The sequence below is a fragment of the Streptomyces sp. NBC_00440 genome, assembly GCF_036014215.1.
GTDB lineage: Bacteria > Actinomycetota > Actinomycetes > Streptomycetales > Streptomycetaceae > Streptomyces.
Genome location: NZ_CP107921.1, coordinates 2,603,227 through 2,616,155, shown reverse-complemented (window position 1 = coordinate 2,616,155; position 12,929 = coordinate 2,603,227). Strand labels below are relative to the sequence as shown.

General features: G+C 71.6%; 10 protein-coding genes. 6 read left to right on the top strand and 4 right to left on the bottom strand.

The annotated features are described in order from the left end of the window. The first annotated feature begins 225 nt into the window (after window positions 1-225). Entirely contained in the window at window positions 226-1,290 is a 1,065-nt protein-coding gene (locus OHB13_RS11595) for a DMT family transporter (protein WP_328377000.1), read from the top strand. A gap of 27 nt (window positions 1,291-1,317) precedes the next feature. On the opposite strand, the gene OHB13_RS11590 is transcribed toward OHB13_RS11595, so the two are convergent. Further along, window positions 1,318-2,700: an STM4012 family radical SAM protein gene (locus tag OHB13_RS11590; RefSeq protein WP_266856919.1), complete on the bottom strand. Its 1,383-nt coding sequence runs from the start codon at window positions 2,698-2,700 to the stop codon at window positions 1,318-1,320. Between the two features lie 247 nt (window positions 2,701-2,947). On the opposite strand from OHB13_RS11590, the gene OHB13_RS11585 reads away from it, so the two are divergent. After that, window positions 2,948-4,090, top strand: a complete 1,143-nt coding sequence (locus OHB13_RS11585) for a DUF1152 domain-containing protein (RefSeq protein WP_328376999.1) — start codon at window positions 2,948-2,950, stop codon at window positions 4,088-4,090. Window positions 4,091-4,188: 98 nt separating this feature from the next. On the opposite strand, the gene OHB13_RS11580 is transcribed toward OHB13_RS11585, so the two are convergent. Together OHB13_RS11580 and OHB13_RS11575 are read right to left on the bottom strand one after the other, a co-directional pair. Further along, window positions 4,189-4,644, bottom strand: coding sequence for a tellurite resistance TerB family protein (locus OHB13_RS11580; RefSeq protein WP_266856923.1), 456 nt, complete (start codon window positions 4,642-4,644; stop codon window positions 4,189-4,191). A 91-nt stretch (window positions 4,645-4,735) separates the two neighbouring features. Then, window positions 4,736-5,380 carry an HAD family hydrolase gene (locus OHB13_RS11575; protein ID WP_401599862.1) on the bottom strand — a complete coding sequence of 215 codons (645 nt, stop codon included), beginning with the start codon at window positions 5,378-5,380 and terminating at the stop codon, window positions 4,736-4,738. A 91-nt stretch (window positions 5,381-5,471) separates the two neighbouring features. Between OHB13_RS11575 and OHB13_RS11570 the strand changes: the two genes are divergently transcribed. From OHB13_RS11570 to OHB13_RS11555, 4 genes are all read left to right on the top strand, one after another. Further along, window positions 5,472-6,374 carry an Lrp/AsnC family transcriptional regulator gene (locus OHB13_RS11570; protein WP_328376998.1) on the top strand — a complete coding sequence of 301 codons (903 nt, stop codon included), beginning with the start codon at window positions 5,472-5,474 and terminating at the stop codon, window positions 6,372-6,374. A gap of 399 nt (window positions 6,375-6,773) precedes the next feature. Beyond that, the gene (locus OHB13_RS11565; RefSeq protein WP_328376997.1) at window positions 6,774-8,432 is read left to right on the top strand and encodes an amidohydrolase; all 1,659 of its coding nucleotides are present in this window, start codon (window positions 6,774-6,776) and stop codon (window positions 8,430-8,432) included. Between the two features lie 144 nt (window positions 8,433-8,576). Beyond that, window positions 8,577-10,046 carry a purine-cytosine permease family protein gene (locus OHB13_RS11560; protein WP_266856928.1) on the top strand — a complete coding sequence of 490 codons (1,470 nt, stop codon included), beginning with the start codon at window positions 8,577-8,579 and terminating at the stop codon, window positions 10,044-10,046. A 255-nt stretch (window positions 10,047-10,301) separates the two neighbouring features. After that, on the top strand, window positions 10,302-11,753 hold the full coding sequence (locus tag OHB13_RS11555; RefSeq protein ID WP_328380271.1) for an MFS transporter: 1,452 nt from the start codon (window positions 10,302-10,304) through the stop codon (window positions 11,751-11,753). Between the two features lie 27 nt (window positions 11,754-11,780). On the opposite strand, the gene lgt is transcribed toward OHB13_RS11555, so the two are convergent. Continuing rightward, the gene (gene lgt, locus OHB13_RS11550; protein WP_328376996.1) at window positions 11,781-12,755 is read right to left on the bottom strand and encodes a prolipoprotein diacylglyceryl transferase; all 975 of its coding nucleotides are present in this window, start codon (window positions 12,753-12,755) and stop codon (window positions 11,781-11,783) included. Window positions 12,756-12,929 lie beyond the last annotated feature (174 nt).

Sequence of the window (12,929 nt, the reverse complement as noted above, 5' to 3'; positions counted from 1 at the left end):
CAGCCGTGCGGGGCCCCATGGCGCGCGATTGTGCGAAGCGCCGGAAGGAGAGCGCCCGCCGGGTGCCGAGTTGGTGGGTTCTCCCTATGGGGCCGGAGCGCGGGAACCCCCTAGCGTCGGGGCCAGGAAACGTCGGGTGTGCCGCCGAGGCGTGCTGAGTGCAATGTGTGCTGTGCGATATGTGCTGTGCCACGGACCCTGCCCGGCTCTGCGGAATGAGAGTGCGTGACAAGCACAGCGGGCAAGCTCGGGCGTGCGGTGCGCGACGGCGGAGTGCCGCCGGTACTGGCTGCCGCTTTCCTCTGGGGCACGGTCGGCCCCGCCGAGATCCTGGCCGGAACCAGCGCGTCGCCGGTGGCGATCGGCGCCTGCCGGATGCTCGTCGGGGGTTTCGTCCTGGGGCTGTTCACCGCGCGGTGGGCGGGAGTCCGGACGCTGTGGCACCGGCAGGCCCGTTGGTGGATGCTGGTGAGCGTCCTGGTCACCGCCGCCTTCCAGGCGTGCTTCCTGGAGGCGGTGGACCGCAGCGGCGCCGCCCTGGCGACCGCCGTGACCTTCGGTACGGTCCCGGTCGTGACGGGGATCTGCGGGCGGGTCCTGAACGGTGAGCGGCTGAGCGGGCGGTGGGCCTGCGGCACCGTCTGCGCGATCAGCGGCATCGCGCTGCTGCTCGTACCGGCCGGTGGCGGGCCGGGCGGCGGCGGCCCGGCCGACAGTACGGGCGGCGTGCTGCTCGGGCTGATCGCCGGAGCCAGCTTCGGGGTCTACATCTCGGCGACCAAACGGCTCGGCGACCGGGGCGCGGACACCACCGCCGCTGCCCCGGCGAGTGTGCTGTGCGCGGGAATCCTGGTCTCGCCCTGGGTCTTCGCCCACCCGGACGGGCTTGCCGAACCGCGGACGCTGATCCTGGTCGGCTGGCTGGCGCTCGCCACGACCGCCCTGGGCTATCTGCTGTTCACCAGGGGCGTGGTCCGGATCAGCGGGGCCACGACCGGCACGCTCAGCCTGGCCGAACCGCTGGTCGCCACGGTGCTGGGGATCGCGCTGCTCGGCGAGCGGCTGAGCAGGTCCGGGATGGCGGGCGCGGTGCTCCTGCTGGGCGGACTGGTCCTGGTCTCCGCCCCGGCCCGCCGCAGCGGCCGTCCGGCCGGTGACCGGGACGAGGCGGTCGCGGCAGGTCTCCCGGGGGACGCCGGGGAACACGGCGAGAGCCACGCCTCCCGTACGGGGCGCGAAGAGGGCCACGCCTCCCGCGCCGCCCGGACGGGAGCGCGCGAGGAGACGTAGCCGGACAGAGGGACCGCCGGATACGGCTCAGCGGTCCTGGTAGGACGACATGGCGTCGTTCACCCGGGGGGAGAAGAACAGCGGGCCGATCGCGTCCGCCCAGGCCATCCCCTCCGGGGTCAGCCGCAGCACTCCGCCGTCCCGGGTGAGCCAGCCCCGCTCGGTGACCAGGGCGAACTGGGCGGGGAAGTCTTCCTGCGGAAGGGTGCCGAACTGCGACCGGTAGCGCTCGACGTTCATCCCGTCGGCCTCCAGCAGCATGTGCAGGATGAGCATGCGGCGCCGCTCGTCGTCGTCCATGCGGAACGACCACTGCGCGCGCCGGAATTCCTCGGTCGGCGTCGCTATGTAGTCGTCAATGATGCGCCTGACCTCCGGCACGGCGACCGCGTAGTCCGTCGTGTAGTGCAGATCGGTCGTGAACGACCGTGCGCCGACACCCAGTCCGACCATCCCGGCCTGCTGGTTGTACTCACTGATGTTGCTGTCGTCCGCGCTGTCGACGGCCGCGGTGCCGATACGGCTGAAGACCCGCATGGACGTCTGCCGGTAGCCGGCGGCGAGCAGATACTCCCTCCCGTACCGGTAGAGCCGCAGCCGCTGTTCGTCCCAGAGCTCGCCGCTCTTGTCGTGCCGGGCCATGAGGCCGGTCAACGGGCGGACGTACAGCGGGTAGAGGTAGATCTCCTCGGGTTCCCAGCTCAGCGCCGCGTCCAACGACACCTTGAAGCTCTGTTCCGTCTGGCCGTCGATGCCGTAGATGAGGTCGATGTTGAGGATGGGGAAAGCGGCCTCCTTCAGCCGTCCCAGCGCCGCTTCCACCTCCGACCGCTTCTGCGGCCGTACGGCTGCCCGCGCCTCCTCGTCGATGAAGCTCTGCACGCCGATGCTCAGCCGGGTGGCGCCGCGCTCCGCGAGGACCGCGATGCGGTCGGCTGTGGCGGTGGCCGGCGAGGTCTCGACCGACCACGGCACCGCCCTGAGGTCCGCGCCCATCACGTTCTCGCAGATGTCGCAGAGCTGCACCAGCTCGTCCGCGGTGAGGTACGTCGGGGTGCCGCCGCCGAATGCCGCGAGGGTGAACCCGGGTGCACCGTTGGCCTCCAGGGCCTCACGGGTGACGCGTGCCTGCCGTTCCAGGGTGCCGAGGAAGTCGCGGGTGACCTCCTCGGGTGCGCCGGTGCGGGTGAAGAGATTGCAGAAGCCGCAGCGCATTTCGCAGAAGGGGATGTGGACGTAGAGGGAGAGCGAGTCGAGGCGCTCCCCGGCCCATAAATCGGTGAGGAGCGGCCGCTCGGTCCCGAGCCGGTAGGCCTTCTGATGCGGGTAGGCGTACACGTACTGCTTGTACGGCGTGGTCGGTTCGTCGGGAACGGAACGGGAGATGTGGACCGGTACAGAGGATGTCACTTCCGTGATGCTTCCTTCCGGGGTCGATCGGGTCCCACAGACAGTCGCGCCACGTGTCAGCATGATCGACTCAGCGTCACGGATGGCATGGGCTGAAATGCCGAACTCTTTGGCTTTCCCTTTGCCAAATTTGGAGGCTTCTGTGACTTGCCGAGATTCCGTGCCTCTGGGATGGAAGCGCCTGCGGGCTCTCCGGGAAGGGGAGTTGGGCTGAAACTCCGGCCCCACTGCGATAACCATGGCGTCCATGAAGCGACTACTCATAGCGGCCGGCGGTGGCGGCGACGCCATCGCGACGGCGATGGTGCACGCCGCTCTGCACGGGCCCGACGAGCCCGCACTCGTTCTGACGTACGCCTGGGAGCGGCTGGTGGTCGACCCGGTGCCGGGGCCGCGCCGGCCGTCCGACTTCACCGGAACCGTCACGGCCGGCCCCACCCTGCGGCTGGTCACCCCCCGTTCCGCACCCCGGCCGCCGGCCGGATCACTCCTGCCCCGCCTCTCGGCCGACCTGCGGCCCGCGCTCGGTCTGCTCGATCCCTACGCGGGGGCGTCGGGGCTCGCGCGGCAGATCGAGGAGGCCGCCGCGTACTGCGAGGCCGGGCATGTCGACGTCGTCGATGTCGGCGGCGACATCCTGGCCGACGGCACCGAGCCCACCCTGCGCAGCCCGCTCGGGGACGCGCTGGTCCTCGCCGCCTGCGCACGCACCGGGATCCCCACCTCGGTGCATGTCGCGGGCCCCGGTCTCGACTCCGAGGTGCCCGAGGCCGCCCTGCTGCCGCTGCTCGGCGACCCGCTGCACACCCTGACCCACGCGGACACGCTGTCCGTCCAGGCCGTGTTCGACTGGCACCCGTCGGAGGCAGGCGCGCTGCTGGTCGCAGCCGCCCGGGGGATACGCGGGGTCTGCGGCACCCGGGACGCCCCGCACCCCGTCACACTCGGCGACGCCAGCCCCCACGTCTACCGGCTCACCCTGGCACGGGCTCTCGAAATCAATCCGCTGGCCAGGGCGTTGGCGGAGAGCGCGAGTCTCGCGGACGCGGAGCGGGCGAGCGAACGGGTCTGCGGCTTCTCCGAGATCGCCAGGGAACGCGCCCGCGCGGCCCAACTGGCCCAGGAGGCGGGCGAGTCATCCGGGGGCGGCACCGCGCCCGGTGAGCCACGACCCCTGCCACGACCCCTTCCGCGACCCCTGCCCGAGCGCTTCGCCGAGTGGGAACGCCGGACCGCGGACAGCGGCATCGCCTATGTCACCACGCGCCGCATCGCGGAGGAGCTCGCCCTGTCGCCGGCCCAACTGACGGCGCTGCGCCGCCACCTCAGTACGGCGACCCCGGCACGGCACACCCCGCCGCTGTGGCGGCTGGCGGCGGTGGAGGCGTAGCCGGGGGCGGTCCGGAAGGCCGCACAGCGCGGCGGCGAAGCGGCGCTGTGCGGCGGACCGCGCGGGCGTCGGTACCGCGCGGTGCGGGCGCTGCCGCCTTACAGGTCGAACTCCGTAGGGGCGATCCCCAGCGCGAAGCACGCCTCGCGGACCACGGCCTGCTCGGACTTGTCGAAGTTTCCGTCGGCGCCGCCGATCACGATGCCGATCTGGATGACGGCGCGTGCCTCGGTGGGCTTCTTGCTGACCTTGCCGATGGTCTGCAGGACGCTGACCTTGCCGAAGTCGAAGTCGGCGGTGAGCTTCTGGCAGTAGTCGTTGAAGCGCGTCTGCAGGTCGTCCGCAGTGAAGTTCTGCAGGACGTCATTGGTGGCGATCAGCGAGGCGACGCGCTGGCGCTCCGCGGGGTCGATCGAGCCGTCGGCCGCGGCGACCAGCGCGCACATGGCCATGCTGGCATCCCGGAATCCGCCGCTCTTGAGGTCGTTCTTCTTCGCGTCGAGCTGCGTCTGCATCGTCTTCGCAGAGTCCTTCAAGCGGTCCCACAGGGCCATCAGCCGTCTCCTCGTTCACCACGTGACCATTTTGATCACTCTTTACGGTAGGGACAACGGCCGGGCCCGTCAGTAAGTGCCCGCCGCGGTGTCACTCGGCGAGGGCCGCCGCGAGCCGGGTCAGGCTGTTGACCCGCCAGTCCGCCGCAGCGACGACTTCGGGGTCGTCGGCCCACATGTGGCCCCACGGTCCGCGCCGCAGATGCGCGGTGCGCAGTCCGGCCGCACGGGCGGGAAAGATGTCGTTCTGCGGATGGTCGCCCACGTACACGGTGGCGTCCGGAGCGGCGCCCGACGCCGCGATGACCCGCTCGAAGAAGGCCGGGTCGGGCTTGCCGACGCCCCACTCGTCCGATGTGACGACGAGATCGGCGGGCAGATCGAGACCACGCAGCAACTCACCCGCCTTCACTGTCTGGTTACCGGCGACGACGACCCGGAAGCCGAGCCCGCGCAGCGCCGAGAGAGCGGGGCGTACGTCGGGGTAGAGGTCGCTCTCGTCGAGGTGTTCGCCACGGCCCGCGACCTCCCGTGCCCGGTACGCCTCGGCGATGTCCATGCCGGGTTTGAGCAGCCGCAGGGCGTCGGTGTTGTCACGTCCTTGGGCGGTGACCGCGCCGACGAGCGCGGACACGGTGTGGGAGGGGATTCCGAGCCAGTCCGCCCAGGAACGCCAGTACCGGTCGTCCCGGGTGAGGGTCTCGCCGACGTCGAACACGATCGTCTCAATCACCATGCGCACAGTACGGTGCGCGGGAGCCGCCGACGGGCTGCCGCGATGAACACGCGGGCGGCGGTTCCGGTGCGCGTGGCAGACTGGCTGTCCGATGAACCTCGACTCCACCGACCTCGCGCTCGTCCACCTCCTCCAGGAGGACGGCCGCACGTCCTACGAGACGCTCGCCGCACGCGTCGGCCTCTCCCGCGCAGCCGCCCGGGCACGGGCGCTGCGGCTGACCGAGGACGGGATCCTGCGGATCGTCGGTGTCATCCACCCCGCGGTGCTCGGGCGCACGGTCAGTGCCCATGTGGCCATCGATGTCGTCGGGCCCGCCGACCCCGTCGCGCGGACCGTGGCCGGGCTCTCCGAAGCGGTCTTCGTGACGCTGACCGCAGGCCGGCGCCCGGTCATCGCGGAGCTGCGGACATCTGATTTCGACGCGCTGAGCGCCCTGGTGGCGGGCGTCGCGCGGCTGCCCGGCGTACGGGGCGTCGACACGACCCCGTACACGCGCGTGCTCAAGGACCCCTATCTGCCGGTGACTTCGCCCGACGTGGTGAGCCTCGACGAGACGGATCACGCGATCCTGCGGGCGCTCCAGACCGACGGGCGCATGTCCTACGCCGAGTTGGCCGACCGGATCGCCATGTCGGCCGCCGCCGCGCGGGCCCGCTCGCTGCGCCTGCTGGATGCGGGCGTCTTCCGGGTCGCGGCCCTGGTGCGCCCGGGAACCCTCGGCATGGGCCACCTCGCGGGTTTCTCGATGCGCCGCTCCGGTGATGTGCACGGCGCGGCGGGGGTGGGCGGTCTGCTGGCAACCGAGCAGGTGCAGTTCGCGGCGGAGTGCGTGGGCCGCGCGGACGTCATCGGCACGGTGGGCGGCGAGACGCTCGCCGACGTGCTGGCCTCGCTGGAGAAACTGCGTGCGCTGGACGGTGTGCACGGTCTGGAGAGCTGGCTCCATCTGGAGCTCGTCAAGGAGCGCTACGACTCGCTGACGACGAGCTGACCGCGGCCCCTCTCCTTCTTCCCCTTCTTCCCCTTCTTCCCCTTCTTCTGCTTCTTCTGCTTCTTTCTCCACCGCCTCTCATCTCTCTCCCCTCTTCCTTCCTCTTCCTTCCCGACGTTTCCCCTGCGCCCCGACCCGGCCGCACGCGGTTCGCTCGTACACGCTCTCCATCACAAGTGAAAAGTTCTTCATTCACCCCTCTGGATAATCTTTCGCTTGCGTCGTACTGTCGCAGTCAGCGGATCGCTCGCAGACGCTTGTCTCAGGCGTCGATTCGCTTCCCGTGGCGCTGGGTCGCCCGGCGCCTGCGAACCGCAGACGCCGACGCCCGACCCCGGCAGCAGCGCCCGCCCACCGGGAGACCGCGCACGCCCCTCCCCGTACTACCGGAGCACCCACATGGCCACCACGCCCGCAGCACACTCGGACCGCACCCTTCTCGTCACCGGCGGCACCGTCCACACCCTCACCCCGGCGGGCCGCGCCGAGGCCCTCGCGGTGCGCGGTGAGCGCATCGTGCACGCGGGCACGGCCGAGGAGTGCAGGGCCGCACTGGACGGCCGCGTGGACGAGCGGCTGGACCTCGGTGGACGCCAACTGATGCCCGGTTTCGTCGACGCGCACTGCCACCCGGTGATGTACGGACAGAACCTCGCCTGGGCCGACGTACGGCCCGAGACCGTCGCGGACATCGACGGGCTGGTCGCCGCGCTCCGCCGGCACGCGGAAGGGCTCCGGCCGGACGCCGCCCTGCGCGGCTTCGGCTACGAGCACCGCAGGCTGGCCGAGGGCCGCCACCCCACCTGCCAGGATCTCGACCGGGTCGCCACCGACCGCGAGGTCTACGTGATGAACGCGTCCGGCCACGGCGGTGTCGTGAACACCTACACCCTGCGCAAGTACGGCATCACCGCAGGCACCCCCGACCCGCTCGGCGGCCGCATCGGCCGTACGGCATCCGGTGAGCCCAACGGCGAGCTGTGGGACGGCGCCTGCGATCTGCTGACGGGACCCGACGGTGTGAAGATCACCAACCACGGCCCGAACTTCCACCTCGACGACCCGGCCGACGTCATGCGCGGCCATCTGCTCCGCGCCCAGCAGACCTTCCTCGCCGCCGGCGTCACCACCATCGGCGACGCCCAGGCGTCCCGCCGCGAACTCTCCACGTATCTGCGCGCCCGCGACGCAGGCGACCTGCGGATGCGCACCTCCGTCTATCTGACATCGGCGCTGCTCGACACCGCCCTCGACCTCGGTCTCGGCAGCGAGCTCGGCGACGACCAGCTGCGGATCCAGGGCGTCAAGCTCTACGCGGACGGCACGCTGGGCGGCTGGACCGCGTACTTCCCCGAGGGCTACGCGGCCGACTGCTGCAACCACGGGCAGCTCTACCACGACCCCGCCGAGTACGCGGACCTGGTGCTGCGCGCCCACCGGGCCGGCTTCCAGACGGCGACCCACGCCCAGTCCCCGTACGCCATCGGCATGGTCCTGGACGCCGTCGAGAAGGCGCTCGCCGACACGCCCCGCGCGGACGCCCGGCACCGTGTCGAGCACTGCGGGCTGCCCACCGACGCCGAGATCGCCCGGATGCGGGAGCTGGGTGTGCACGGCGTGCTCCAGCCCCAGCACCACCTCCGTACCGGCGACGGCACGCTCACCGCGATCGGCGAGATGGGCCACCGCTACAACCCGGCGGGCCTGCTCCAGTCGGCGGGCACGGAGTTCGCGTTCAGCTCGGACGCGCCCGTCGCGCCGCCCCGGCCGTTCGAGGCGGTCGCCGCCGCCGCGAGCCGGGAGACCGTGCTCGGCACCCGGCTCGGCACCCCGGAGATGCGGCTCGCCGTCGCGGACGGCATCCGCGCGCACACGCTCGGCGGAGCGCGGGCGCTGCACCGCGAGAACGAGGTGGGCAGCCTGCGGGCCGGAGCGTTCGCCGACTTCGTCATCACGGCCGCCGACCCGTACGCGACCGACGACCTCGCCCAGCTCGCCACAGCGGGCGTCGACGAGACCTGGATCGGCGCCCGCCAGGTCTGGTCCGCAACCGCCTGACCGGTCCGACCGGTCCGACCGGTCTGACCTGCCGGACATCCGTACGTCCGCCGATCCGAAGCCCACTGAACCCAGGCTGTTCACCGATTACGGCACACCGCGCCCGTCCGCACCGGCGGCCGCCACCGTGAAGGAGCACCACCGATGAGCACCACCGCACAGCCGGACCGGCCGGGGACCGGCACGGCCGAACGCGCCGGAGGCGGCCCCGCAGCGGGCGCGGTCGAACAGCACGGCTACGACTTCATCCCCGAGTCCGAGCGCTATATGACCCCGCGCCAACTGGGCTTCTTCTGGGCCGGGATCAACTCCTACCAGTTCTTCTTCGTGCTCGGCGCGGGCGCCATCGCCCTCGGCCTCTCCCTCGTCCAGGCCCTGGTCGCGGTGGTGGTGGGCAACGCGCTGTTCGGCCTCGTCGCCTACAGCTCGATCGCAGGCCCGCGCGCCGGACTGCCCGCGCTCACGCTGAGCCGGGCGCCGTTCGGCGTGTTCGGGAACCGCATCAACGCGCTGTTCACCTGGGCCATGTCCCTGGGCTTCAAGACGGTCAACGGCCTCCTCGGGGTCTTCGCCGTACTCGCCCTCTTCGACCGGCTCGGCTGGCACCACTCCGGCGCGCCCGGCAAGGTCCTGGCGACCCTGCTCGTGCTGGGTGTGGCCATCGTCATCGCGGTCACCGGGCACCGGCTGCTGGTGAAGGTCCAGCCGTACTTCGCCGTGGCGGTGGCCGTGGTCTTCGCGCTGCTGCTCTGCTACACCATCGGCGGGGTGAACTGGAACTGGCAGCCGCCGCACCCCGCGTCGGGCGGCCACTGGCTCGCGCTGATCGTCTCCGCCGCCGCGCTGATCGCGTCCGGTTCGCTGTCGTACCTGGTGGTCTCGCCGGACTACGCCCGCTACCTGCCCTCGGACACCCCGGTCCGCAAGGTCTTCCCGCGGGTGCTGGGCGGCGGCGCCGGAATGGCCGTCTACCTGGGCATCGCGGGCGTCCTGGTCGCGACCCGTACGGACCTCACCGACCCGGTGGCGGGCGTCCAGCCGCTGGTGCCCGGCTGGCTGTACGTCCTCTACATCGCCGCCTGCTTCCTGGGCTCGATCTCCAACAACGCCTCGGTGTTCTACTCGTCGGGCCTGGCCATCCAGGCCATCGGCATCCCGCTCAAGCGCTGGCTCGCCACGGCTCTGGACGCCACCCTGGCCCTCGCGGCGGTGCTGCTGATCCTCTTCGTGTACGACTTCGAGACCGCGCTGAACGAGTTCCTCTCCCTCGTCAACGTCTGGGCCGGTCCGTTCGCCGCCGTCTGGATCGTGGACGGCATCCTGCGCCGCTGGCACTACGACCACCACGACATCCACACCAGCGACCGCAGCAGCCGCTACTGGGGTGTCGGCGGTGTCAACGTCCAGGGCTTGATCGCACTCGCCTGCGGTATGGCCACCGGTCTGCTCACCATCAACTCGCCCCTTCTGCACAGCTGGCTGAGCGGCCGGCTGGGCGGCGCCGACCTCTCCTGGTTCCTGCCGATCGTGGTCTCGGGGGCGGCCTATCTGCTGCTGGCGGGGCGGCGGGTGCGCGGGGAGCGGGAGAAGGACGTGCAGGTGAGCCGCCCGTAACGGATGGCCGCAGACAGCGGTGGCGGTGACCGTGGCTCCGGCCCCGGGACGGCGGGCGACGCCCCGTGTCCCGGGGCTCACGCGTATCGGCGACGCGTCGGCGATGCACCGGCGAACGCATCGGCGACAAAGTATTTCGGTATCCGATGTAATCTTCTCCTGTGGGACGAACCCCGTCGACGGCTCCTGCCGTCGTGCTCGCGGGGACGCGGCCCCGGCACCCGGCGTGCGAGTGGAGGAGACGTGAGCAGGCGCATGGCGCTTTCCGGCGAACGGCACCTTTCGTGGAGGGACGTCCTCCTGCGGGAACGTCCCCGGCCGGAGCGGATCCGGCTGCGGCCCGGCGCCTGGTGGCTCGCGGTGAGCACGGTGTGCTTCGGGGCCTTCATGGGGCAGCTGGATGCCAGCATCGTGACGTTGACGTACGGCAGTGTGCGTACGGAGTTCCACGCGTCGCTGGCGGCCGTCGAGTGGGTGTCCCTCGCGTACCTGCTCACGCTGGTGGCCCTGCTGGTTCCGATCGGCCGGCTGTCGGACGCGTACGGGCGCAAACTGTTCTATCTCTACGGCTTCGTGGTCTTCACCGCGGCCTCGGCGGCCTGCGGTCTCGCACCGTCACTGGCGACGCTGGTGGCCTTCCGGGTGGTGCAGGCGGCGGGTGCGGCGATGATGCAGGCCAACAGCGTGGCGCTGGTGGCCACCAGCGCGCCGCGGGAGCGGATGCGGACCGCGCTGGGCGTGCAGGCTGCCGCCCAGGCACTCGGCCTCGCGCTGGGGCCGACGGTCGGGGGCGCCCTGGTGGCGACGCTCGGCTGGCGCTGGGTCTTCGGCATCAACGTGCCGATCGGGCTGGTCGCGCTGGTCGCCGGCCACTATCTGCTGCCGAGGACGCGCAGCAGGCAGCAGTCGGACGGCTTCGACTGGGCGGGCCTGGCGCTGCTGGTCGTGGCGACGACCAGCGGGCTGCTCGGGGTCTCGGCCGCGTCCGGACTGCCGGTACCCGGCTGGGGTGTCGCCGGGCTGTTCGTCCTGGCCGCCGGGGCCGGCTGGGCGTTCGCGGTGCGGCAGCGGGTGGCCGCCGTGCCGCTGCTCGATCTGGCGCTGCTGCGGGTGCGGGCGGTGTCGTCCGGGCTGATCGGCGCGCTCTGCGGCTATCTGGTGCTCTTCGGGCCCCTGGTGCTGGTCCCGATCGTGCTCACGGGCGGCGGCTCGTCGGAGCTGACGGCGGGTCTTGTGCTGACCGCGCTGCCGGTCGGCTTCGCAGTGGCCGCTACGGCTGCCGACAGGGCTCTGCCCGCGGCGCTGGGCGACCGGGGCCGCTGTGTCCTGGGCGCGCTGATCTGCGTGGCCGCTCTGGTGGCGATGGTCCTGGCTCCGCTGACTCCCGGGCCGCTGGTGCTGCTCCTCGCGGTGCTCGGACTGGGCCTGGGTATCTTCACCCCGGCCAACAACACGCTGATCATGGGGGCGATCCCGGCGCGTTCGTCGGGTACCGGCGGCGGACTGGTCAACATGGCCCGCGGCCTGGGCACGGCCCTGGGTGTCGCGCTGGTGACCCTGGCCCTGCATCTCGCCCCGCCGCACGGGGTGCCGGACGGCCCGCGCTGGGCCGTACTCGTCCTGCTCATGGCGGCGCTGGTGGCGGTGTACGCGGCGCGTTCGGGGCCCCGGGCGGGGGCTCGGGCGGGAGCTCGGTCGCGTACGTAGGTGTGGGTACGGCTGGTGGTGTGCGCGTCACTTGTCCGTCGGGTCACGGTCGGGAGGAGAAGCGCCCTGCGGGCCGTCGCCGGCGGAGCCGGGCCCGGCAGCTGAGCCGGAGCCGGAGCTGGAGCCGGAGCCGGAGCCGGAAGTGGTGTCCGTACTGACGTCAGTACCGGCGTCGGTATCGGTGTCGGTGTCGGTGTCGGTACCGACGTCGGCGGGACGGCGGGTGGCGATGAGGTAGACCAGCGCCCCGGCGAACAGCGCAGCCGACACCCAGTCGTTCAGCCGCAGGCCCAGAAAGTGGTTGGCGTGGTCGATCCGCAGGGCTTCGATCCAGGACCGCCCGGCGGTGTACGCCAGCACATAGCACGCGAACAGCCGTCCCCTGCGCGGCCGGTAGCGCCGGTCGAGCCAGAGGAGCAGGGCCATCACGCCGAGATCCCACAGGGACTCGTAGAGAAAAGTCGGGTGGTAGAGAGCGACGGTCGGGCTGTCCGCGGGCCGGTGCGCGGGATCGATCAGCAGGGCCCAGGGCAGATGCGTGGGACCGCCGAAGAGCTCCTGGTTGAAGTAGTTCCCCCACCGGCCGATCGCCTGGGCCAGCACCAGGCCGGGAGCTGCGGCATCCGCGAAGTCCGCCAGCCTGATGCCCCGGCGCCTGCACCCCAGCCACGCGCCCACAGCGCCGAGGGCGACGGCGCCGGGGATGCCGAGCCCGCCGTCCCAGATGTACAGCGCCCGGATGGGCTGCTTGCCGGCGGCGAAGTACAGCTCGGGGTCGGTGATGACGTGGTAGAGCCGCCCGCCCAGTACACCGAACGGCACTGCCCACAGCGCGATGTCGGCGATGTGGTCGCGGTTGCCGCCGCGGGCCGCCCAGCGGCGGCCGGTCAGCCACACCCCGGCGAAGATCCCGGCGATGATGCACAGCGCGTACGCCCGGATCGGGAAGGGCCCGAGATGCCAGACACCCTGGGAAGGGCTCGGAATGTACGCCAGGTTCATCGGCGGGACCGCTCTCGACGTGAGGTTGCCGACCGGGGCCGGAGGAACCCGAACGAGATTACATCGGACCCCGAACCTTTCGCCTGTGACCCCTGCGGCTCCTGCGGCTCGTGCGGCCCACGAGCCTGCGACCCCTGTGGCTCCTGTGACCCACGAGCCCGCGCCCCTGTGCCC

Coding starts and splice junctions, on each gene's coding strand:
- OHB13_RS11585 (WP_328376999.1), top strand. CDS start 2,948: ATGAAGCGACTACTCATAGCGGCCGGCGGTGGCGGCGACGCCATCGCG.
- OHB13_RS11580 (WP_266856923.1), bottom strand. CDS start 4,644: ATGGCCCTGTGGGACCGCTTGAAGGACTCTGCGAAGACGATGCAGACG.
- OHB13_RS11575 (WP_401599862.1), bottom strand. CDS start 5,380: ATGGTGATTGAGACGATCGTGTTCGACGTCGGCGAGACCCTCACCCGG.
- OHB13_RS11570 (WP_328376998.1), top strand. CDS start 5,472: ATGAACCTCGACTCCACCGACCTCGCGCTCGTCCACCTCCTCCAGGAG.
- OHB13_RS11565 (WP_328376997.1), top strand. CDS start 6,774: ATGGCCACCACGCCCGCAGCACACTCGGACCGCACCCTTCTCGTCACC.
- OHB13_RS11560 (WP_266856928.1), top strand. CDS start 8,577: ATGAGCACCACCGCACAGCCGGACCGGCCGGGGACCGGCACGGCCGAA.
- OHB13_RS11555 (WP_328380271.1), top strand. CDS start 10,302: ATGGCGCTTTCCGGCGAACGGCACCTTTCGTGGAGGGACGTCCTCCTG.
- lgt (WP_328376996.1), bottom strand. CDS start 12,755: ATGAACCTGGCGTACATTCCGAGCCCTTCCCAGGGTGTCTGGCATCTC.